Consider the following 21646-nt stretch of genomic DNA (forward strand, 5'->3'; position numbering starts at 1 on the left):
CATGCCGGAATCATGGGTCAATTTGGCGGAGCGCATCGGCAGTGACCTGCACGTGGACCTCTCCGGTCCCGGCAGTCGCCGCGCCGTTCTCATCCGTGCGCTGCGGGAGGCCGTGCGCGAGGGGCGGCTCCCCCCTGGCACCCGGCTGCCGCCCTACCGTTCGCTCGCCGCCGACCTCGGCCTGGCCCGCAACACGGTCGCCGACGCCTATGCGGAACTGGTCGCCGAGGGCTGGCTGACGGCGCGGCAGGGCTCGGGGACGCGGGTGGCCGAGCGGGCCGCGCCGCCCAAGCGCCCGCGCAGGCCGAAGCCCGCTCCGGCACGCCCCGCCGCACCCGCGTACGACCTGCGCCAGGGCACGCCGGACGCCGCCTCCTTCCCGCGCACGGCGTGGCTCGCGGCCGCCCGGCGCGCTCTTGCCGCCGCGCCCAACGAGGCCTTCGGGCCCGGCGATCCGCGCGGCCGTGTCGAGCTGCGCCGGGCGCTCGCCGACTATCTGGCGCGGGCCCGCGGGGTGCGCGCCGACCCCGGACGGATCGTGGTCTGCTCCGGGTTCGCGCACGCCCTTCGGCTGCTGTTCGCGGGGTCGCGCGGGGCGGGCGGCGGGGTGCTGCGGGGGCCCTTCGCCATGGAGTCGTACGGGCTCGGGTTCCACCGGGAGATCCTGGCGGGCGCGGGCGTGCGGACCGTGCCGCTGGGCCTGGACGAACAGGGCGCCCGGGTCGAGGAGTTGACCGAGGGCCCGCGGGTGCGGGGCGTACTGCTCACGCCCGCGCACCAGTTCCCGACCGGCGGCCCGCTCCACGCCGCCCGGCGCGCGGCGGTCGTCGACTGGGCCCGTAGCAGCGGCGGTCTCATCCTGGAGGATGACTACGACGGCGAGTTCCGCTACGACCGTGAGCCGGTCGGCGCCGTACAGGGCCTGGATCCCGAACGGGTCGTCTACCTCGGCTCGGTCAGCAAGAGCCTCTCCCCCGCCGTGCGCATCGGCTGGATGGTGCTGCCCGAGCAGCTCGTCGACGGCGTGCTCGCCGCCAAGGGGGAGCGGGAGGCGTGGGCGAGCGTCCTCGACCAGCTCACGCTCGCCGAGTTCATCTCCTCCGGTCAGTACGACCGGCACATCCGCCGGATGCGGCAGCGCTACCGGCACCGTCGCGACCGGCTCGTCACCGCTCTCGCCGAGCGCGCCCCGCACATCACGGCCACCGGCATCGCGGCGGGCCTGCACGCGGTGCTGCGGCTGCCGCCGGGGACGGAGGCGTCCGCGGTCAAGGCGGCGGCCTGGCAGGGGGTCGCGCTCGACGGACTCGCCGCGTTCCGTCACCCGGGGGCGACGATGCCTGCCCGGGACGGTCTCGTCGTCGGGTACTCGACGCCTACGGAGCACGCGTACGGCGCCGCGGTGGAGGCATTGCTGCGGGCGCTGCCACCGGCCGACGGGGAGCTGCCGCCCGCCGACGGGGAAGGCCTCACGCCGTCATCAGCGGCGCGTCCTCCCGCCACTTGAGGATCTTGTCGAAGCTGATCACCGCACCGCTCCTGCCCGGCTTGTTGCCGAGGTGGACATGGTCGGCGAGTTCTCTGATCAGGCACAGGCCCCGGCCGTGCTCGTCCGTCTCCGCGGCGGACGGCCGGGGCGCGGGACAGCCGCGCGCCGTGCCGGGAAAACCGGGCCCGGAGTCGTCCACCTCGATGCGGCACTTCTCGCCGTCCAGGTAGGCCGTGACGCGGTAGCCGCCCGGTGCGGCCCCGGGAGCGCCCGCGCCGCCGTGCTCGACGGCGTTGGCGCACGCTTCGCTGAGGGCGACCGACAGGTCGTAGGAGACGTCGGGGTCCACGCCCGCCGTCTCCATCGTGCCGATCAGCAGCCGGCGGGCGAGCGGAACGCTCGCGGCGTCGCGCCGCAAATGGAGAGACCACCAGATGCTCATGCTCCAGCCTCCTGGCCGCGGCTCGACATACCGATACGTATTGCCGCGCGCGCCCCCGAATAAGCGCCCGAAGGACGTGAGACCGCCCATACGGCGGACGCGCGCCCCCCGTCAGCCGGTGTAGGACGGCGGGGCAGAACACGGCGCTCGCACCGCCTCAGGCCCACCAGAGCCACACCCATCACCTGGAACAGGACCTTCCGGACCTGCCGTACGCATGGGGTGGGCCCAGTGCGATGATGGCCCGGCCATGACTGCCCCCCACCAGCGCGAGACGCGCGACGGAGCCGACCTCCGGCTGCTGAGGGCCGCGACGTTCGCCGCGGTCTGCGTCGTGCTGTCCGCCGGGGGCCATGTGCTCGCTTCCTGTGTCGCCGTCCCGCTGTGGACGCTCGGCGCGGGCTTCCTCGTCGTCCTCGCGGTCGCGCTGCCGCTCGCCGGGCGGGCCCGTTCGCTGCCCGGCATCGCCGCGCTGCTCGCGACGGGACAGCTCGCTCTGCACGCCCTGTTCGGCCTCGGCCAGCACGGCACGGCCGCGGCGACCACGGTGCACGGTGACGCGTCCCTGGTGGAGCGGGCCGCACGCCTGGTCTGCGGTGCGGGCGCCGCGACGATCACGCCCGCGCAGGCCCACCGGATCCTCACCACCGCCGGGCTCGGCCCCGGCGGCGCCGGCGCTTCCGGAGCGGGCCAGTCCGCCGGGCATCAGCACGGCCGGTCCGCCGCCGCGGCCGCGGACACCGCCCTTGACTCGGTCGCGACCGGCGCGTCGCACACCGGTGGCATGGGGTCGATGGGCGCGATGGCGCTCGTGCCGTCCCTGCCCATGCTCGTCGCGCACATCCTCGCGGCCCTCGCCGCCGGCTGGCTGCTCCGCAGCGGCGACCTCGCGCTGCTCCGCCTCGTCCGGCTCGCCAACGGGGCGCAGGGTGTCGCGGAAGGAGCGCTCGTACGCTCCCTGCGCTCGGCTCTCACTCTCGTGCGCGCCCTGCGGGCGGGTCTGCCCGGCGCGCCCGAGACGACCGGTCCGCGGCCGCCGCGCACCGCGCTGCTCGCGCCGCCGAAGCCGCGCACGGTCGCGCTGGAGGACGCGGTGATCAGGCGTGGGCCCCCGGCCGGGGCCCACGACGTCGAACTCGCCGCCTGACGCGACACACTCCACACCGCTGCACGGAGAACGCTCCGCACCGCAGTACGGAGGGGTCGCTCGGCGCGCACGCGCGCGTGCCCGACGCGGCCGCGCTCACCCCTCGTACTGATCACCACTGACGAAAGTGGAGTGTTCCTGTCATGAAGATGTCCCGTATCGCCGCTGCCGGCACCGTCTCCGCCGCCGCTGTCATCGTGCTCTCGGCCCCCGCGTTCGCGCACGTCAGCGTCTCCCCGGAGGGCCAGGCCGCCAAGGGCGGATACGCCACGGTCAACTTCAAGGTGCCGAACGAGATGGACGACGCCTCGACCACCAAGCTTGAGGTCTCCTTCCCGGCCGACCACCCGCTCGCCTCCGTGATGACGCAGCCCGTCCCCGGCTGGACCGCGAAGGTCACCAAGAGCAAGCTCGACAAGCCGCTGGAGATCCACGGCGAGAAGATCGACGAGGCCGTCACCAAGGTCACCTGGACGGCCGACGGCAAGGGCATCCAGCCCGGCACCTTCCAGAAGTTCCCGGTCTCCATGGGCCAGCTGCCCGAGGACGCCGACGAACTCGTCTTCAAGGCCGTCCAGACGTACGACAACAAGGAAGTCGTCCGCTGGATCGAGCCGCAGCAGAAAGGCCAGGAGGAGCCCGAGCACCCGGCGCCCGCCCTCCCGCTGACCGCCGCGTCCGACGGCCACGGTGGCGCCGCCGGCACCGCGAAGTCGGACGACAAGTCGCACGACACGGCGAGCGCGTCGTCCGACTCCGACAGCAGCGACACGACCGCCCGCGTCCTCGGCATCGTCGGCATCGTCGTCGGTGCGGCGGGTGTCGCGTTCGGCGTGCTCGCGGGCCGCCGTCGCGTCACCGGCTGACCCACCGGCCGAGCCACCCGCGGGGCGCACCGGCGCGGCGCACAGCCGCCCCGGTGCGCCCCGGCCCCCTCACATCTGGGACATTTTCGTATGCGCACCAAGAGCTCGAAGAGCTATGCGAAGAGCACCGACAAGAAGCTCGCCGCCGCTGCCCTGCTGGCCGTGGCCGCCCTCACCCTGACCGCGTGCGGCAGTGGTGACGACAACAAGAAGCCGGTCGCCGAGGTCTCCGTGGAGACCGACTCGGGCAAGGCCGCCACGGTCCTGGACAAGCCGTACAAGAAGCCGGACCTCGTCCTCACCGACACGCACGGCAAGAAGTACGACCTGCGCGAGGAGACCAAGGGCAGGCCGACGCTCATCTACTTCGGCTACACGCACTGCCCCGACGTCTGCCCGCTGACGATGAACAACATCGCGGTCGCCAGGAAGGCCCTGCCCAAGGCCGACCAGGACAAGCTGAAGGTCGTCTTCGTGACCACCGACCCCGAGCGTGACACCCCCGCCGAGCTCGGCAAGTGGCTCAAGGGCGTGGACGCCGACTTCATCGGCCTGACGGGCGACTTCGACACCATCCAGGCCGGTGCCCGCCAGCTCGCCATCAACGTCGAGCCGTCCAAGAAGGACAAGAAGGGCAAGATCATCTCGATGCACGGCACGCAGGTCTTCGCCTTCTCCCCGAAGAGCGACGCGGGATACGTCCTGTACAGCGACAAGGCCACCGCGGCCGACTACACCAAGGACCTGCCCAAGATCGTCAAGGGACAGAACCCGTGAACCACCGCACCACCCGGCACCGCGCCCTCGCCGCCGGGGCCATGGCGCTGACCGCCGCCCTCGCTCTGGCGGGCTGCGGCGACGACTCGGGCTCCGGCTCCGGGGACACCGCGAAGAAGCCCGAGCTGAAGGTCAGCGGGGCCTACGTCCCCGAGCCCACCATGGACGACATGGCGGCGGGCTTCTTCACGCTGACGAACAAGGGCAGCGCCGACCGGCTCACCTCCGCCACCAGCGACATCGCCGGTTCCGTCACGCTGCACAGCACCGAGGGCGGCGCGATGAAGGAGGAGAAGTCCTTCGCCGTGCCCGCAAACGGCGAGCTCGACTTCGCGAGCGGCGGCAACCACCTGATGCTCGAAAAGCTCAAGCGCAAGCCCAAGCAGGGCGAGAAGATCGCCATGACCCTGCACTTCCAGAAGTCGGACCCGATCACCGTCGAGGTCCCGGTCAAGGAAGCGACGTACAGCCCCAAGCAGCACAAGTCGCACTGAGGGACGGATCGTTGATGCAGACCATCGCTCCCCGCTCCAGGGCCGTTGCCCGGGCCGGTACAGCTCCCCGCCTCTGGCGGCTCCTTCTGGTGCTCCTCGCCGCGACCGGCGTCTTCCTCGCCGGTGCCGGGCCCACGTCCGCGCATGCCGCGCTGACCGGCAGCGACCCGAAGCAGGGAGCGGTGGTCGACAAGGCCCCCGACCAGGTCAAGCTCACCTTCTCGGAGAAGGTCGCCATGTCGGACGGCTCGGTGCGGGTGCTCGACCCGTCCGGCAAGCGGGCCGACACCAGGAAGACGACGGACCTGGGCGCCAACACGTACGGCGTGAAGCTGCGTCCTGGCCTGCCCGACGGCACCTTCACCGTCGCCTACCAAGTGGTCTCCGCCGACAGCCACCCCGTCGCCGGTGCCTTCACCTTCTCCATCGGCGCGCCCTCCGACACCAAGGTCGCACTGCCCGACCAGGAGGCCGGCGGCGGCCTGGTCGGCCTGCTCTACGACATCGTGCGCTACTTCTCGTACGCCGGGTTCATCCTGCTCGTCGGCGGTGCCGCCTTCGTCCTCGGCTGCTGGCCGCGGGGCGCCGGGGCGCGGCCCGTGCAGCGGATCGTGACGTCCGGCTGGGTCGCGCTCACCGCCTCCACGCTCATCCTGCTGCTCCTGCGCGCCCCCTACACCGGCTCCGGGAAGCTCGCCGACGCCTTCGACATGGGCAAGCTCGGCGACGTCCTCAACACCAAGACGGGCGCCGCGCTGGTCTCCCGGCTGCTGCTGCTCGCCGCCGCCGCGCTGTTCATCGCGGTGCTCTTCGGCGCGTACGAGAAGCGGGAGGACCCGAAGGAGAAGAAGGACCTCACCTTCGGGCTCGCCATCGGCGGCACCGTCGTCGCCATCGGCATCGCGGCGACGTGGGCGATGGCCGAGCACGCCTCGACCGGCATCCAGGCGGGCATCGCGATGCCCGTCGACGTGCTGCACCTGCTGGCCGTCTCCGCCTGGCTCGGCGGACTCGCGACGCTGCTCGTCGCACTCTTCCGCACGACCGCCGTGGACGCGTCGGCCGTGCAGCGGTTCTCGACCGTGGCGTTCACCAGCGTCGTCGTGCTGGCGGCGACCGGCACCTACCAGTCGTGGCGGCAGGTCGGCTCGTGGTCGGCGCTGACCGGCACGTCGTACGGGCAGCTGCTCCTCGTCAAGATCGGCCTCGTCGTCGTCCTGGTGGGCGTCGCCTCCGTGTCGCGGCGGTGGACGGGACGGATCGCCGCCGAGGCGGGCGGCATGGCTCCGGAGAGCGCGGCCGCCGTGGTCGTCGAGCAGCGCGCGAAGCAGTCGGCGAAGCAGGCATCGAAGCAGACGGCGAAGACGGTGCAGAAGAAGCCGGTCACGGTACCGGCCTCCTCCGGAGACGCGGGCGACGACCCCAAGCGCTCCGCCCAGCTCGCGCGCCAGCAGGCCGCCATGGACAGCGCCCGCGAGAAGCGCGTCCGCGACGCCGACCCGCACCGCTCGGGCCTGCGCCGCTCGGTGCTCACCGAGGCCGGCATCGCCGTCGTCCTGCTGGCCGTGACGACCATCCTCACCACCACCGAGCCCGGCCGCACCGAGGAGGAGGCCGCCAACGCCACCGCCGCGGCGGCGACGCAGCGCTCGGGGCCACTCAAGCTCAAGGTGCCCTTCGACACGGGCGGCACCGACGGCAAGGGCGCCGTGCAGCTGGACCTCGACCCCGGCCGCGGCGGCAGCAACACCCTGCACCTGTATGTGAAGCGTCCGAACGGCAGCGCCTTCGACGTCCCCGAGGTGAAGCTCTCCTTCACCCTCGAATCGAAGGACGTCGGTCCGCTGCCCGTCGCCCCGGACCGCATCGCCACAGGACACTGGACCGCGAACGGCGTGCAGATCCCGATGGCAGGCAAGTGGAAGATCGCGGTGACGGTGCGGACCTCCGACATCGACCAGGTCACCGTGAAGAAGAACGCGCAGATCGGCTGAACGGAACAACCACCATGGCGGACAACGGGATTTCCAGGCGGCGGCTGCTCGGCACCGCCGGCGCGACGGGCCTCGCGCTCGGCGCGGCGGGCGGCGCCGTCGGCTACGCGGCGGCCCCGGACGCCTCGGCGGACTCCGCCGGCGCGTCACGGACGGAGCTCGCCTCCCTGGGCGCCGAACAGGTGATGTTTCACGGGAAACATCAGCCCGGCATCACCACGCCCCTCCAGGCCCGCGGCCACCTGGTCGCCTTCGACCTCGCGGCGGGCGCGGGCCACAAGGAGGCGGCGGCCCTGCTGCGCCGCTGGTCGGCGACGGCCGAGCGGCTGATGGCGGGCGAGCCGGCCGGCGGGGCGGACACGGCGGTCGCCCGGGACGCGGGCCCGTCCTCGCTGTCCGTCACGTTCGGCTTCGGTGCCTCCTTCTTCTCCCGTACGGGCCTGGAGAAGCGGCGCCCGGCCGCCCTGGCCCCGCTGCCCGACTTCTCCTCGGACCACCTCGACAAGGCGCGCAGCAACGGCGACCTGTGGGTGCAGATCGGCGCCAACGACTCGCTCGTCGCCTTCCACGCGCTGCGTGCCATCCAGCGGGAGGCGGCCGGGACCGCGCGCGTGCGCTGGCAGATGAACGGCTTCAACCGCTCGCCGGGCGCCACCGCGCGGCCCATGACGACCCGCAACCTGATGGGTCAGGTCGACGGCACGAACAACCCCAAGCCGACGGAGAAGGACTTCGACGAGCGGATCTTCGTGCCGGGCGACGGCGACCCCGCCTGGATGGCGGGCGGCTCCTACGTAGTGGTGCGCCGTATCCGGATGCTCCTCGACGACTGGGAGAAGCTGGACCTGAAGGCGCAGGAAGCGGTGATAGGACGGCACAAGTCGGACGGCTCACCGCTCACCGGCGGTACGGAGACGACCGAGCCGAAGCTCGACGCGACCGGCCCGGACGGCAAGGTCGTCATCCCGCTCGACGCGCACGCCCGCATCACCCGGCCCGACCAGAACGGCGGCGCCGCGATGCTGCGCCGCCCGTTCTCGTACCACGACGGCTTCGACGCCAAGGGTGAGCCCGACGCGGGGCTGCTCTTCGTCTGCTGGCAGGCGGACCCGATGCGCGGCTTCGTCCCGGTGCAGCGCAAGCTCGACCGGGGCGACGCCCTGTCGGAGTTCATCCGGCACGAGGCGAGCGGCCTCTTCGCGGTGCCTGGCGGGGCGGCGAAGGGCGAGTACGTGGGGCAGCGGCTGCTGGAAGCGTAGGACGCCGCTCTGTGAGACGCGTGAGCCGCGCCACGTCGGGCCCATTAGGGTGACGGTATGTCGGCCACGCGCTATACGTACCTGGGCCCCGAAGGCACCTTCACCGAGGCGGCTCTCCGCACACTGCCCGAGGCGGCCGCCCGGGAGCTCGTCCCGATGGTCTCCGTGCCCGCCGCGCTGGACGCGGTCCGCGGCGGCGAGGCGGCGGCGGCGCTGGTGCCGATCGAGAACTCGGTCGAGGGCGGCGTCACCACCACCGTCGACGAACTCGCCAAGGGCGACCCGCTGATGATCTACCGCGAGGTCGTGCTGCCGATCGCCTTCGCGCTGCTCGTCCGCCCCGGCACGAAGCTCAAGGACATCAAGACGGTGACGGGCCACCCCGTGGCGCAGCCGCAGGTCCGCAACTGGCTGGCCGCGCACCTGCCCGACGCCCTGTGGGAGTCGGCGGCGTCGAACGCGGACGGCGCCCGGCTGGTCCAGGAGGGCCGCTTCGACGCGGCCTTCGCGGGTGAGTTCGCGGCGGCGACGTACGGCCTGGAACCGCTGGTCAGCGAGATCCACGACGCGGCGAACGCCGAGACCCGCTTCGTGCTGGTCGGCCGCCCGGCCCGCCCCGCCGCGCCGACGGGCGCCGACAAGACCTCCGTCGTCATCTGGCTGGGCGACGACCACCCCGGTGCCCTGCTCGAACTCCTCCAGGAGTTCGCCGTGCGGGGCGTCAACCTCATGCGCATCGAGTCACGGCCGACGGGCCAGGGAATCGGCAACTACTGCTTCTCGGTGGACGCCGAGGGGCACATCACGGATCGCCGGGTCGGCGAGGCCCTGATGGGGCTCAAGCGGATCTGCCCGCAGGTGCGCTTCCTCGGCTCGTATCCGCGGGCCGGAGTGTCGACAGAGGACGTCAGGGCGCTGCGGCCCGGCACGACGGACAGCGAGTTCATCGCGGCGTCGGACTGGCTGGCGCACTGCCAGGACGGCCGTTTCTAGCCAGCCCCACGCCGGTTTCCGGGGCGTCTCGGCATCCCTTCCTGCGGTCCTACCTGCAGATTTACGTTGTCCACAGAAGTTATCCACAGGCACGCGTCTCGACCTGGGGACAAGTCGACAACGAAGCGCGACATGGTCGACAAATCGGCTCACAGCCCCCAAGTCCGTCCACAGGCCCGCACGTCACCCCTCGTCCACTCTTTTCTATTGATCAACTCTTTAGAGCGAGGCATTTCCACTCGAAAGAGGGTGTGCGGGTGGTTTGGGAAGGGATTCCCTGGACGCGTGAAGCCCTTTGAAAACGGCCCCTCCCGGCGTCCACAGATCTTTCGCACACCCTGTGGATAACCGTCCGGAAGGGCTGGTTCCTGTGGACAACCACGGTGGAGGGGCGGCCCAAGTCCCGCCTCCCACAAGGGGTTCCGGTCAAGGCCGTGGACGCGCTCTGCCCCCTTTCGGGGAATAGTGCCCTTTTTATTGACCGGGGGTCGGCCCGCTCGGGACGGAGCTTTTCCGGCCGCCTCGAACCGGAAATTCACATTCCGGCAAACCGGGCATAACGTACACAATGGAATATGGAGTCGTTGGCCGGAAGCACGCAACGGTAGCCTTGAGGGGTGATTGACCTTCGCCTGCTCCGTGAGGACCCCGACCGTGTTCGCGCCTCCCAGCGCGCCCGTGGAGAGGACGTCGCGCTTGTCGACGCCCTGCTCTCCGCCGACGAGCGCCGCAGGTCGTCCGGCCTCCGCTTCGACGAGCTCCGCTCCGAGCAGAAGGCGCTCGGCAAGCTGATCCCCAAGGCCGCGCCCGAGGAGAAGCAGGAGCTCCTGAAGAAGGCGGGCGAGCTCTCCGCCGCGGTCAAGGCCGCCGACGCCGCCCAGCACGAGGCCGACGAGGAGACCAAGCGCCTCCTGGGGCAGCTGGGCAACCTCGTCCACCCGGACGTCCCGGTCGGCGGCGAGGAGGACTTCGTCGTCCTCGACACGATCGGCACCCCCCGCGACTTCGCGGCCGAGGGCTTCGAGCCGAAGGACCACCTGGAGCTCGGCGAGGCGCTCGGCGCCATCGACGTCGAGCGCGGCGCGAAGGTCTCCGGCTCGCGCTTCTACTACCTCACCGGTGTCGGCGCCCTGCTGGAGCTCGCCCTGGTGAACGCCGCGATCGCGCAGGCCACCGAGGCCGGGTTCATCCCGATGCTGACGCCCGCCCTGGTCCGCCCGCGCGCCATGGAGGGCACCGGCTTCCTCGGCCAGGCCGCGGAGAACGTGTACCACCTGGAGAAGGACGACTACTACCTGGTCGGCACCTCCGAGGTCGCGCTCGCCGGCTACCACATGGACGAGATCATCGACGCCGACAAGCTCCCCTTGCGGTACGCGGGCTTCTCGCCCTGCTTCCGCCGCGAGGCCGGCACGTACGGCAAGGACACCCGCGGCATCTTCCGCGTCCACCAGTTCGACAAGGTCGAGATGTTCTCGTACGTCGACCCGGACGACGCGGAGAACGAGCACAAGCGCCTCCTGGAGTGGGAGAAGCAGTGGCTGACCGGCCTCGGCCTGCCCTTCCAGGTGATCGACGTGGCGACGGGCGACCTCGGCGCCTCGGCCTCCCGCAAGTTCGACTGCGAGGCCTGGATCCCCACCCAGGGCAAGTACCGCGAGCTGACCTCGGCCTCCAACTGCGACGGCTTCCAGGCCCGCCGCCTCTCGGTGCGCATGCGTGACGGCAAGAAGATCCAGCCGCTCGCGACGCTGAACGGCACGCTGTGCGCCGTCCCGCGCACCATCGTGGCCCTCCTGGAGAACCACCAGCAGGCCGACGGCTCCGTGGTGGTGCCCGAGGTGCTCCGCCCGTACCTCGGGGGACGAGAGATCCTGGAGCCCATCGCCAAGTGAGCCACCCTGCTCCGGTCACGCCCGCCTTCCCGTACAAGCTGGTCGCGACCGACCTCGACGGGACGCTGCTGCGCCCCGACGACACGGTTTCGGAACGGACGCGCCAGGCGCTCACCGCGGCCACCGCGGCGGGCGCGGCGCACATCATCGTCACCGGCCGTGCGGTGCCCTGGACCCGCCACATCCTCGACGACCTCGGCTACGACGGCCTCGCGGTGTGCGGCCAGGGCGCGCAGGTCTACCACGCGGGAGAGCACCGCCTGCTCACCTCGGTAACGCTCGACCGGCAGCTTGCGGGCCTGGCGCTCGCCAAGATCGAGGCGGAGATCGGGCCGCTCGCCCTCGCGGCGAGCCGCGACGGCCTCGACGGCGAGGTCATCGTCGGCCCGGGGTACGCGGTCCAGGACGGCCCGCTCCCGGCCGTCCCCTTCACGGACGTCGCCGACCTGTGGTCCGCTCCGCTGAACAAGGTCTACATCCAGCACCCCGGCCTGAGCGACGACGCGCTCGCCGAGGTGGCGCGCAAGGTCGCGGGCGACCTGGTCGGCGTGACCATGGCGGGCGAGGGCATCGTCGAGCTCTTGCCCCTCGGCCTCTCCAAGGCCACGGGCCTCTCCCTGGCGGCGCGCCGACTGGGTGCGAAGGCCGTGGACACGATCGCCTTCGGCGACATGCCGAACGACATCCCGATGTTCGCCTGGTCCGCTCACGGCGTCGCCATGGCCAACGCCCATGACGAGCTCAAGGCGGTGGCGGACGAGGTGACGACGTCGAACGAGGCGGACGGCATCGCGGTGGTGCTGGAGCGCCTCCTCGGCTGACGCGGCCCGTGACCGCGCCCCGGGTCCCGCCCGGGGCGCCCGCCCTGCCTACTCCTCCCCGGCCAGCGTCAGCGACCTGAGCTTCTGTCCCGCGTACCAGGTGGCGAGCGCGGTGACCGCGACCAGCAGGACCGCCGCGGCCGGCAGGCCGACGTCCGAGGTGATCAGGTCGCCGTCGCCGACCTTCTGGGCCACGGCGAGGGACCACTGCTGCACGCTGAGCGTGCGGGCCCCGGAGACCAGCGACCCGAAGAGGGCCTCCCACACCAGGGCGTAGACGAGCCCGAAGACCACGGCGTGCCGGGTGACCGTGCCGAGCAGCAGGAAGATCGCGGCGTACGTGATGGAGGCGACCAGCGCCGCGACGGTGTAGGCGATGGCGATCTGCTGGCCGTTGCCGTTCAGGATCATCCCCGAGATGAAGGTGGGGATCGCGGAGAACGCCATGGTCACGGCGATGGCGACGATCAGCTTGGTGAAGATGATCGTGGGGCGCCCGACCGGCTTGGAGAGCAGGTAGACGACCGATCCGTCGTCGATCTCCGGGCCGATGGCGCCCGTGCCCGCGATGACGCCGATGATCGGCACCATGGTGGCGAGCGCGAAGCCGCCCAGGACGTCGACGGCCACTTGGTCGTCGGCACCGCTGAAGCCGCGTACGGCGGCGGAGATGACGATCAGCAGGACGGGCAGGGCGAAGAGGATCAGAGCCCGGCGGCGGCCGAGCAGGGCCCGGTAGGTGAGCCGGGCGACTGTGGGGTTGTACACGATGGCTCCCTTTCAGGCCGCGACGAGGTAGGAGAAGACCGACTCAAGGGATTCGTCCGAGGGCGAGACCGTCAGGAGCCGGATGCCGTGCTCGCGGGCGACCCGGGGCAGCAGCGTCGTGAACCGGCCGAAGTCGACCGCCTGAATGCGCAACGCGCCCTCCTTGAGGTCGACTTCGATGCCGGCCGTCGAGGGATCGGCGATCAGCGCGGCGGCCAGCGCACGGTCGTCGCTGGAGCGGACCAGATAGCGGTGGGGCCGGTCGGTCATCAGCCGGCGGATGCGGCGGAAGTCACCGCTCGCCGCGTGCCGTCCGGCGACGATCACCTCGATGTGCGAGGCCAGTTGCTCGACCTCTTCGAGGATGTGCGAGGAGAACAGGACCGTGCGGCCCTCGTCCCCCATGGCCCGCAGGAGCTCCATCAGCTGCATGCGCTGGCGCGGGTCCATGCCGTTGAAGGGCTCGTCGAGCAGCAGTACGGCCGGGTCGTGGACGAGGGCGGAGGCCATCTTCACGCGCTGGCGCATGCCCTTGGAGTACGTGGAGATCTTCCGGTCCTGCGCGTACTCCATCTCGACCGTGGCCAGCGCCTTCTTCGCGGCCCGCTCGTCCAGTCCGTGCAGTTCGGCGTTGGCGACGACGAATTCGCGGCCCGTGAGGAAGTCGTACATGCCCTCGCGCTCGGGGACGATGCCGATGTTCTTGTAGCTCTGTTCGTTCCGCCAGATCGGCCGGTCGTCGAGGGTGACGCTGCCTGTGGAGGGGGCCAGGAAGCCGCCCATCATGTTGATGAGGGTCGACTTGCCCGCGCCGTTCGGACCGAGGAGTCCGGTGACGCCGGGGCCGATGTTCATGGTGATGTCGTTGACCGCCACCACGTTCCCGAACCAGCGGGAGGTGTGGTCGATGTTGATCGTGCTCACAGCCCGACCTTTCGGTAGCGGCGCATCAGGGCGCCGTAGCAGCCCGCGATGAGGCCGAGGACGACGACTACGTAGACAATGCCGACGCCGGACGAGGGGCCGTTCCCTCCGGGGAAGGCGGACGTCGCGCCGAGGAAGGCGGTCTGCACGCCGTCGATGAGCGTGATCGGCGAGAAGAGTCCGAGCCAGGCGATGGCGTCGTAGCTGCCCTGTTCGTAGGCGATCGCCTGCACGGTCGACACCGCGCCGTAGGTGATGGTCAGGACGGCGATGACGGCGGCGATGCCGAAGCCGCGGCGGGGAGTGACCGCCGAGATGACGAGTGCGATGCCGGAGAAGAGCAGGGAGAGCAGCGCCACGGAGACGAGTCCCTGGGCGAATCCCTTGCTCTGGTCGGCGAAGTCGAGCTTGGCGAGCAGCGCCCCTACGTAGAGCACGAGGAGGGGGGCAGCCGTGAGGACGAAGAGGGCCGAGGTCATCGCGGCGAACTTCGCCACTACGTAGTCACCGCGCTCGATGGGCCGGGAGAAGTAGAGCGGCACGGTTTTGAAGCGCAGGTCCCGGGACACGGTCTGCGGGGCCTGGGCGGCCAGGAAGAGACTGATGACGGCCTGCAGCACGATCGCGTAGCGCGTGTAGTCGAGGGGGAGGTCCTTGGCCTTGGTGGCCACGGCGACCGCCACCATGATCGCCGCGGGCAGGCACATCACCGCGAAGAGGATCATCGGCAGGACCTTGGACTTGGCGGAGCGTCCGAGGCCGTAGGCGCCGCGCAGGCTCTGGGAGAAGAGCGAGCGGCGGGCGTAGGCGCGGCCGAGGCGCGGTCCTTCGTAGTTCCGGTAGCCGATGTTGTGGATCCGGGTGGACTCGGAAGCCCGGGCGGGATCGGGGATGCGGGTGGACTCAGTGCTCATCGCGCCGGCCTCCTGTCTGCTGGGCGGCCGCGGCGACGGGCTCCGGCCGGGACGCGTCCTGGTCCTTGAAGACCTCCGCGATGTGGTGCCTGCGCTGTTCCATGCGGATCAGGCCGAGGCCGAGGTCGGCGACGAGGTCGCGCACGATGTCGTACGTCTCCTCGCCCTCCGCGGTGAGCAGGATCGTGTGTCCCGCGCCGGGCAGTTCGCCGCCGGTCTCCGTGCCGATGTCGCGGGCCCGCAGCGCGTCCCGCAACGCCCGGGTGCCGTCGGGGTGTTCGTCGCTGTCCGTGACCTCGACGGCGAGCGTCGTGGTGGTCTGGGTGAAGTCGGTGGTGGAGCTGGACCGCAGGAGCTTGCCGCCGTCGATGACGACGACGTGGTCGCAGGTGCGCTCCAGCTCGCCGAGCAGGTGCGAGGTCACCAGGACCGAGATGCCGAAGTCGGTGTGGACGCGGCGGATCAGGGCGAGCATCTCGTCGCGGCCGACCGGGTCGAGGCCGTTCGTCGGCTCGTCCAGGAAGACGAGACGGGGGTCGTGGACGAGGGCCTGGGCGAGCTTCACCCGCTGCTTCATGCCGGTCGAGTAGCCGCCCATGGGGCGGTACCGCTCTTCGTAGAGCCCGACGTGGCGCAGGGTGTCCGCGGTGCGCTCGCGGGCCGCGGCGGGCGGGAGGCCCGACATGCGCGCCATGTGGACGACGAACTCGGTGGCCGAGACGTCGGGCGGCAGGCAGTCGTGCTCCGGCATGTACCCGACGCGCTCGCGGATCTCGCCGCCGCGGGTGGCGACGTCGAGGCCGAGCACGGCGGCCCGGCCCTCCGTGGCGGGGGACAGACCCAGCAGGATCTTGATCAGTGTGGACTTGCCGGCTCCATTGGCTCCGACGAGTCCGGTCACACCGGGCCCGATGTCCATGGAGAGCCGGTCAAGCGCGGTCACCCTCGGGAACCGCTTGCTCAGGCTTTCGGTCGCGATCACAGTCACGTTTCGACGGTAGTGGCGCAGACCACACCGGCGCGTCAGACCATGGGCCTGCCCTGCCCTCACTCTGGAGTATTACGGGCCCGTAGGGGTCGTCCGGAAGTCGCCCCCTGGGGGATCTCCCGGACCTGTCCCGCAGGGTCGGGCAGAACTATTGACGTAGCCGCCGGGCATTGTCACATTCGTCAGTGTCAAGTTACGACCGCGTACGGCGATGGACCGGACACGGGTGGACCGGACTCGGGACGGACGGTGGCATGACCTCAGCAGTGGCAGGTGAACTCTCCGCGGAGCTGCGGGGGTTCAGGGAAGTGCAGACCCTCGCGTACGCCTGCGCGGAGGCGGTCGCGGCACAGCTCAGGCCGGGTGTGACGGAGCGCGAGGCCGCGCGGATGCAGCGCGAGTGGCTGCGCGAGCGGGGTGTGCGGGACTGGTTCCACCTGCCGTTCGCCTGGTTCGGGGACCGCACGGCGTTCGTGAACTTCCGGGTGCCGCTGCAGTTCTTCCCGACCAACCGCAAGCTGGAGCCGGGGATGCCGTTCATCCTCGACATGGCCCCGGTGTACAAGGGATTCACGGCCGACATCGGCTATTCCGGATGCCTCGGTCTCAACCCCGTGCACGACAAGCTCCTCGCCGATCTGGAGGCGCACCGCGAGCTGATCCTGCGCGAGGTGCGCGAGCGCCGCCCGCTGCGGGAGATCTATGAGGACGTGGACCGGCTCATGGTCCGCCAGGGCTATGCCAACCGCCATCGCGCCTATCCCTTCGGCGTCATCGCGCACAAGGTCGACCGCGTGAAGGAGCGCCGGCTCACCCCGCACCTCTTCGGGTTCGGCACACAGTCGCTGAAGGGACTGGCGAGCGACGCCCTGCGCGGCCACCGGGACGGCTGGTCCCCGCTGTGGTCGCCCTACAAATTCTCCGACCACCCGCCCCGGAAGGGGCTCTGGGCGGTCGAACCGCACCTCGGTTTCAGGGGTACGGGCGCGAAGTTCGAGGAGATCCTGGTCGTCACCGACTCCAAGGATCCCGAACAGAGCGCGTTCTGGCTGGACGACGACCTGCCGCATGTGCGGCGCTGGGCTGAGGAGAGGGCCGCCGCATGACGACGGGAGACATCGCCAAGGGCACCGGCACGGGCCTGCGGGACGCACGCGAGCGCTGGGTGCGCACGGGCGGGGTGGAGCTGTGCGTCGCCGAGCTCGGCGACCCCGACCGGCCCACGGTCCTGCTGGTGCACGGCTATCCGGACTCCAAGGAGGTGTGGTCCGAGGTCGCCGAGCGCCTCGCGGACCGCTTCCACGTCGTGCTGTACGACGTCCGCGGACACGGCAGGTCGACCGCGCCGCGGCCGCTGCGCGGCGGCTTCACCCTGGAGAAGCTGACCGACGACTTCGTGGCGGTCATCGACGCGGTCAGCCCGGCCAAGCCGGTGCACGTGGTCGGGCACGACTGGGGTTCGGTGCAGTCCTGGGAGTTCGTCACGGTCAAGCGGACGGAGGGCCGCATCGCGTCGTTCACGTCGATGTCGGGCCCGTCGCTCGACCACTTCGGCCACTGGATCAAGAACCGCATGTCCAGGCCCACGCCCCGCAAGGTGGGCCAGCTGCTCGGCCAGGGCGCCAAGTCCTGGTACGTGTACATGCTGCACACCCCCGTGCTCCCCGAGCTCGCCTGGCGCGGCCCGCTCGGCAAGCAGTGGCCGAAGATCCTCCAGCGCGTCGAGAAGCTCCCGGCGGGAGACTATCCGACGCCGTCGCTGCCCCAGGACGCCGCGCACGGCGCCTGGCTCTACCGCGACAACATCCGCGCGAGGCTGCGCAGGCCCCGCTCCGACGCGTACGCGCACGCGCCCGTGCAGCTCATCACGCCCTCCGAAGATGCCTTCCTCTCCGAGCGGCTCTACGACGAGCTGGAGCTGTGGGCCCCGCAGCTGGTCCGCCGCACCCTGACGGCCAAGCACTGGGTGCCGCGCACCCGCCCCGACCAGCTGTCGGCCTGGATCGGCGACTTCGTCACGGCGAACGAGGACGGCGTGCCCGCCAAGGGCAGCGCGGCCACCGGGAAGTACGCCGACCGGTTCGCCGGCCGACTCGTCCTGATCACCGGGGCGGGCAGCGGCATCGGGCGGGCCACCGCCTTCGCGTTCGCCGAGGCGGGCGCCCGCGTGGTGGCCGTCGACCGGGACGCGGAGAGCGCGGCACGCACCGCGGAGATGTCCCGCCTGATAGGCGCCCCGGACGCCTGGGGAGAGACGGTCGACGTCTCCGACGAGCAGGCCATGGAGAAGCTCGCCGAGCGGGTCGCCACGGAGTACGGCGTGGTGGACGTCCTGGTGAACAACGCCGGTATCGGGCTCGCCGGCTCCTTCCTCGACACCACGGCCGAGGACTGGAAGAAGGTCCTCGACGTCAACCTGTGGGGGGTGATCCACGGCTGCCGGCTCTTCGGCAAGCAGATGGCCGAGCGCGGCCAGGGCGGCCACATAGTCAATACCGCGTCGGCGGCGGCGTACCAGCCCTCCAAGACCCTGCCCGCCTACAGCACCTCCAAGGCGGCGGTCCTGATGCTCAGCGAGTGCCTGCGCGCGGAACTCGCCGACCAGGGCATCGGTGTCTCCGCGATCTGCCCGGGCTTCGTGAACACGAACATCACGACGACGTCCCGCTTCGTCGGCGTCGGCGCCGACGAGGAGAAGCGCCGCCAGAAGAGGTCCGCCCGGCTGTACGGCCTGCGCAACTACCCGCCGGAGAAGGTCGCCGACGCGGTCCTGCACGCCGTCGTCAAGAACCAGGCGGTGGTTCCGGTCACCCCCGAGGCCCGCGGCGCCCGCTTCATGTCCCGCCTCAGCCCCAAGGCCCTGCGTGCGATAGCCCGATTGGAGCCGCCGCTGTGAGCACGGAGGAGCACTACACGATCGTTCCGCGCCGGGTCTCGTTCGACTGGGACGGGACACCACTGCACTGGATACCGGACGAGCCGACGGCCACCCACGTCATCAACGTCCTGCATCTGCTGCTCCCCGCGGGGGAGCGGTGGTTCGTGAAGGTCTTCAAGGAAGGCCTGCCACTGATCACCGACCCGGTGCTGCGGGGGGACGTCAAGGGGTTCATGGGTCAGGAGGCCACGCACAGCGTGCAGCACGCGCACGTGCTCGACCACCTGGCGGCGCAGCACCTCGACACCGCCGACTTCACCCGGTACGTCGACTTCCTCTTCGAGAAACTCCTCGGCGAGAGGCAGCCGTTGGGGGTTCCGGTATCAACCCGCGAGTGGCTGCGGTTCAGGCTGTCGATCATCGCCGCGATCGAGCAGTTCACGGCAGTCCTGGGGAACTGGGTCCTGCACGCGGAAGGCCTCGACCGCGCCGGGTCCGACGAGGTGATGCTCGACCTGCTGCGCTGGCACGGCGCGGAGGAGGTGGAGCACCGGGCGGTGGCCTTCGACATGTTCCAGCACTGCGGCGGGCGGGGCCTGCCCCGGTATGCCCGCCGGGTCGCGGGCATGACGGTCACGGCGCCCGTGATGCTGTACCTGTGGATCTGGGGCACGGCCTATCTGATCCGTCACGACCCTCAACTCGCGGGCCTGCGGTATTCACTGGCCGAGCACAACAGGGCGGTCCGCAAGGGCCTGCTGCCCACCTGGCGCGAGATCGGCACGGCCGTACCCCGCTACCTGCGGCGGTCGTACCATCCGTCGCAGGAAGGCTCGTTGCGCAAGGCCGTCGAGTATCTGGCGCAGTCGCCCGCGGCACGGGCGGCGGCGGGCGCGATCGGCCGGACAGCCACTGCCTAGCGGTCCCGTCGCGGGCCCCGGCAAGAGTCATCACGGAGGACGGGCAGCGTGGAGTACCGCATCGAGGACCTGGCGCACCACAGCGGGGCGACGGTCCGCACGATCCGCGCCTATCAGGACCGGGGGCTGCTTCCCCGCCCGGAGCGACGCGGCCGGTCCAATGTGTACGGGGACCCGCACCTGGCACGGCTGCGGCAGATCGCGGACCTGCTCGACCGCGGGTACACCCTGGCCTCCATCAAGGAGCTCCTGGAGGCCTGGGACGCGGGGCGGGGCCTCGGCGGTGTGCTTGGCCTCGCCGTGGAGGTCGACGGGCCGTGGACGGACGAGAAGGCCGACCGGATCACCCGTGCGGAGCTCGACGCGGCCTTCGGCGGTACTTCGGACGAGGCGGCGGTGGCCGACGCGGTCGCCCTCGGCGTGCTGGAACCGATGCCGGGGTGCGAGGACGAGTTCCTGGTGCCGAGCCCTCAAGAGCTGGCGGTCGCCGTCGAGTTGCATGCCGCGGGCGTTCCGTTGACGGCGATTTCGGGCCATTTGCGGGAGTTGAGGGTGCAGGTCGAGCACATAGCATCCCGTTTCCTGGAGTTCACGACGGAGCACGTCTTCGCCCGCTATCTCGGAAATCATCCGCCGACCGAGGCGGATGCGGCCGAGGCCGCGGAGCTCGTGCGCAGGCTCAGGCCGCTCGCCCAGCAGTCGGTCGACGCCGAACTGGCGCGCGCGATGCGCCTGTTCGCGACCCGGCACCTTCGCCAGCACCTCGACCCCGACGAGCCGACGCCGCAGGCGGACGAGCCCCAGCTGGTGCCGGTGCCCGGCGCCACAATGCGGGCCGTGCAGGCCCTGGTTGGCGAGGAGCACGCGGCGGCGTTCATCGCGGCGGCCACCGAAAGGGAGGTTCAGACAAGGACGTTGGACGCACTTGCCTCAACTGGTCCGAAAGTCGGGCATGTTGCTCAAATGCCGCCCACCGCCCACTAGTTGTCCACAGAATTACCAACTGGCCTGTGGATAACCCGACTTGGCTGTGGATCAAACCTTCGGGCCTGAATCCCTCGGTGAAAAGCTGGTGGCCGGAGATCGAGTGCGCGGGAAACTGATCGCCGTCAGCCGAGCTGGCGGACAGCCTCCGTGGCGATCCGCTCGAACACGGCCTGGTCCGCGGCGAAGTCGGAGCCGGGGATCGGCCAGTGGATCGCGAGCTCCGTGAAGCCGAGCTCCTGGTGGCGGCCTGCGAAGTCCACGAAGGCGTCGAGGGACTCCAGCGGGCGGTTGCGGTCGGGGGTGAAGCCGGTCAGCAGGATCTTGTCCAGTTCGGCCACGTCCCGGCCGATGTCCGCGCAGGCCTTGCCGAGCTTGTCGACCTGGTTCCGGATCGCCTCCCGGGACTGCTCGGGAGTGCCGGACTCGAAGAGCTTCGGGTCCCCCGTGGTCACCCACGCCTGCCCGTGCCGGGCCGCGAGCTTCAGACCGCGCGGGCCGGTGGCCGCGACGGCGAAGGGCAGCCTCGGCCGCTGCACGCAGCCCGGGATGTCGCGGGCCTCCCGCGCCGAGTAGAAGGTGCCCTCGTACGTCACCGAGTCCTCGGTCAGCAGCCGGTCGAGCAGCGGCACGAACTCGCCGAACCTGTCGGCGCGCTCACGCGGCGTCCAGGGCTCCTCACCGCTCTTCAGCAGCGTCGTGGCGTCGAACCCGTTGCCACCGGCGCCGATGCCGAGCGTGATCCGGCCGCCGGAGATGTCGTCGAGCGAGATGAGTTCCTTGGCGAGGGTCACCGGGTGCCGGAAGTTGGGCGACGTGACGAGCGTGCCCAGGCGCAGCCGCTCGGTGGCCGTCGCGGCGGCGGTCAGGGTGGGCACCGCGCCGAACCACGGGCCGTCGCGGAAGGTGCGCCAGGCCAGGTGGTCGTACGTGTACGCGGCGTGGAAGCCGAGCTCCTCGGCCCGCATCCACTGGTCGCGGCCGCCCTCCTGCCAGCGTCGTACGGGAAGAATCACGGTGCTCAGGCGCAAACTCATGCCTCAGAGCTTACGGCGGGGCGGACAGGGCCCGAGGCGGGCGGGCTACGGCCTGA

20 protein-coding genes are annotated in these 21646 nt (G+C 71.0%); 14 read left to right on the plus strand and 6 right to left on the minus strand.

All coding sequences use genetic code 11. The annotated features are described in order from the left end of the window. Position 1: 1 nt before the first annotated feature. The gene (locus AB0H82_RS13675) at positions 2-1507 is read left to right on the plus strand and encodes a PLP-dependent aminotransferase family protein (RefSeq protein ID WP_362992114.1); all 1506 of its coding nucleotides are present in this window, start codon (positions 2-4) and stop codon (positions 1505-1507) included. On the opposite strand, the gene AB0H82_RS13680 is transcribed toward AB0H82_RS13675, so the two are convergent. Then, positions 1470-1931 carry an ATP-binding protein gene (locus tag AB0H82_RS13680; RefSeq protein WP_362992115.1) on the minus strand — a complete coding sequence of 154 codons (462 nt, stop codon included), beginning with the start codon at positions 1929-1931 and terminating at the stop codon, positions 1470-1472. The genes AB0H82_RS13675 and AB0H82_RS13680 overlap by 38 nt on opposite strands. A 250-nt stretch (positions 1932-2181) precedes the next feature. On the opposite strand from AB0H82_RS13680, the gene AB0H82_RS13685 reads away from it, so the two are divergent. The 9 genes from AB0H82_RS13685 to AB0H82_RS13725 all read left to right on the plus strand — a co-directional run bounded on the left by AB0H82_RS13685 (position 2182) and on the right by AB0H82_RS13725 (position 12177). Continuing rightward, positions 2182-3078 carry a hypothetical protein gene (locus tag AB0H82_RS13685; protein WP_362992117.1) on the plus strand — a complete coding sequence of 299 codons (897 nt, stop codon included), beginning with the start codon at positions 2182-2184 and terminating at the stop codon, positions 3076-3078. 143 nt (positions 3079-3221) lie between these two features. After that, the gene (locus AB0H82_RS13690; RefSeq protein ID WP_362992119.1) at positions 3222-3944 is read left to right on the plus strand and encodes a YcnI family protein; all 723 of its coding nucleotides are present in this window, start codon (positions 3222-3224) and stop codon (positions 3942-3944) included. 90 nt (positions 3945-4034) lie between these two features. Continuing rightward, positions 4035-4721, plus strand: coding sequence for an SCO family protein (locus tag AB0H82_RS13695; protein ID WP_362992121.1), 687 nt, complete (start codon positions 4035-4037; stop codon positions 4719-4721). 41 nt (positions 4722-4762) lie between these two features. Further along, positions 4763-5215 (plus strand): copper chaperone PCu(A)C, encoded by a 453-nt coding sequence (locus AB0H82_RS13700; RefSeq protein WP_362992224.1) that lies wholly within the window; start codon positions 4763-4765, stop codon positions 5213-5215. 14 nt (positions 5216-5229) lie between these two features. After that, positions 5230-7209, plus strand: a complete 1980-nt coding sequence (locus AB0H82_RS13705) for a copper resistance protein CopC (protein WP_362992123.1) — start codon at positions 5230-5232, stop codon at positions 7207-7209. A 14-nt stretch (positions 7210-7223) separates the two neighbouring features. Next, positions 7224-8468 (plus strand): iron uptake transporter deferrochelatase/peroxidase subunit, encoded by a 1245-nt coding sequence (gene efeB / locus AB0H82_RS13710; protein WP_362992125.1) that lies wholly within the window; start codon positions 7224-7226, stop codon positions 8466-8468. Positions 8469-8525: 57 nt separating this feature from the next. Next, positions 8526-9461, plus strand: coding sequence for a prephenate dehydratase (gene pheA / locus AB0H82_RS13715; RefSeq protein ID WP_362992127.1), 936 nt, complete (start codon positions 8526-8528; stop codon positions 9459-9461). A 617-nt stretch (positions 9462-10078) separates the two neighbouring features. After that, a complete protein-coding gene (serS, locus tag AB0H82_RS13720; protein ID WP_362992129.1) occupies positions 10079-11356 on the plus strand; it encodes a serine--tRNA ligase in 1278 nt (425 codons plus the stop codon). Further along, positions 11353-12177: an HAD family hydrolase gene (locus tag AB0H82_RS13725; RefSeq protein WP_362992131.1), complete on the plus strand. Its 825-nt coding sequence runs from the start codon at positions 11353-11355 to the stop codon at positions 12175-12177. The genes serS and AB0H82_RS13725 overlap by 4 nt, the downstream gene beginning before the upstream one ends. A gap of 48 nt (positions 12178-12225) precedes the next feature. Here the strand turns inward: AB0H82_RS13725 and AB0H82_RS13730 are convergent, their stop codons facing one another. The 4 genes from AB0H82_RS13730 to AB0H82_RS13745 are packed head-to-tail and all read right to left on the minus strand — an operon-like array spanning position 12226 to position 15765. Further along, entirely contained in the window at positions 12226-12945 is a 720-nt protein-coding gene (locus AB0H82_RS13730) for an ABC transporter permease (protein ID WP_362992133.1), read from the minus strand. A gap of 12 nt (positions 12946-12957) precedes the next feature. Beyond that, complete coding sequence (locus AB0H82_RS13735) at positions 12958-13869, minus strand: ABC transporter ATP-binding protein (protein ID WP_362992135.1); 912 nt, start codon at positions 13867-13869, stop codon at positions 12958-12960. Next, complete coding sequence (locus tag AB0H82_RS13740; RefSeq protein WP_362992137.1) at positions 13866-14783, minus strand: ABC transporter permease subunit; 918 nt, start codon at positions 14781-14783, stop codon at positions 13866-13868. Before AB0H82_RS13740 ends, AB0H82_RS13735 begins: the two co-directional genes overlap by 4 nt. Continuing rightward, positions 14773-15765, minus strand: a complete 993-nt coding sequence (locus AB0H82_RS13745; protein WP_362992226.1) for an ABC transporter ATP-binding protein — start codon at positions 15763-15765, stop codon at positions 14773-14775. Before AB0H82_RS13745 ends, AB0H82_RS13740 begins: the two co-directional genes overlap by 11 nt. A 260-nt stretch (positions 15766-16025) precedes the next feature. Between AB0H82_RS13745 and AB0H82_RS13750 the strand changes: the two genes are divergently transcribed. From AB0H82_RS13750 to AB0H82_RS13765, 4 genes are read left to right on the plus strand one after another with little or no spacing between them, the layout of a single operon-like run. Further along, complete coding sequence (locus tag AB0H82_RS13750) at positions 16026-16877, plus strand: M24 family metallopeptidase (RefSeq protein ID WP_362992139.1); 852 nt, start codon at positions 16026-16028, stop codon at positions 16875-16877. Continuing rightward, positions 16874-18667, plus strand: coding sequence for an SDR family oxidoreductase (locus AB0H82_RS13755; protein WP_362992141.1), 1794 nt, complete (start codon positions 16874-16876; stop codon positions 18665-18667). The genes AB0H82_RS13750 and AB0H82_RS13755 overlap by 4 nt, the downstream gene beginning before the upstream one ends. Then, positions 18664-19569, plus strand: coding sequence for a metal-dependent hydrolase (locus AB0H82_RS13760; protein WP_362992143.1), 906 nt, complete (start codon positions 18664-18666; stop codon positions 19567-19569). Before AB0H82_RS13755 ends, AB0H82_RS13760 begins: the two co-directional genes overlap by 4 nt. A gap of 48 nt (positions 19570-19617) precedes the next feature. Next, on the plus strand, positions 19618-20553 hold the full coding sequence (locus tag AB0H82_RS13765; RefSeq protein ID WP_362992144.1) for a MerR family transcriptional regulator: 936 nt from the start codon (positions 19618-19620) through the stop codon (positions 20551-20553). Positions 20554-20678: 125 nt separating this feature from the next. Here AB0H82_RS13765 and AB0H82_RS13770 read toward each other — a convergent pair whose 3' ends face one another. Next, positions 20679-21590, minus strand: a complete 912-nt coding sequence (locus AB0H82_RS13770; RefSeq protein WP_362992146.1) for an LLM class flavin-dependent oxidoreductase — start codon at positions 21588-21590, stop codon at positions 20679-20681. Positions 21591-21646: the final 56 nt, after the last annotated feature.

It is taken from the genome of Streptomyces sp. NPDC050732 (genome assembly GCF_040654255.1).
Taxonomy (GTDB): Bacteria; Actinomycetota; Actinomycetes; order Streptomycetales; family Streptomycetaceae; genus Streptomyces.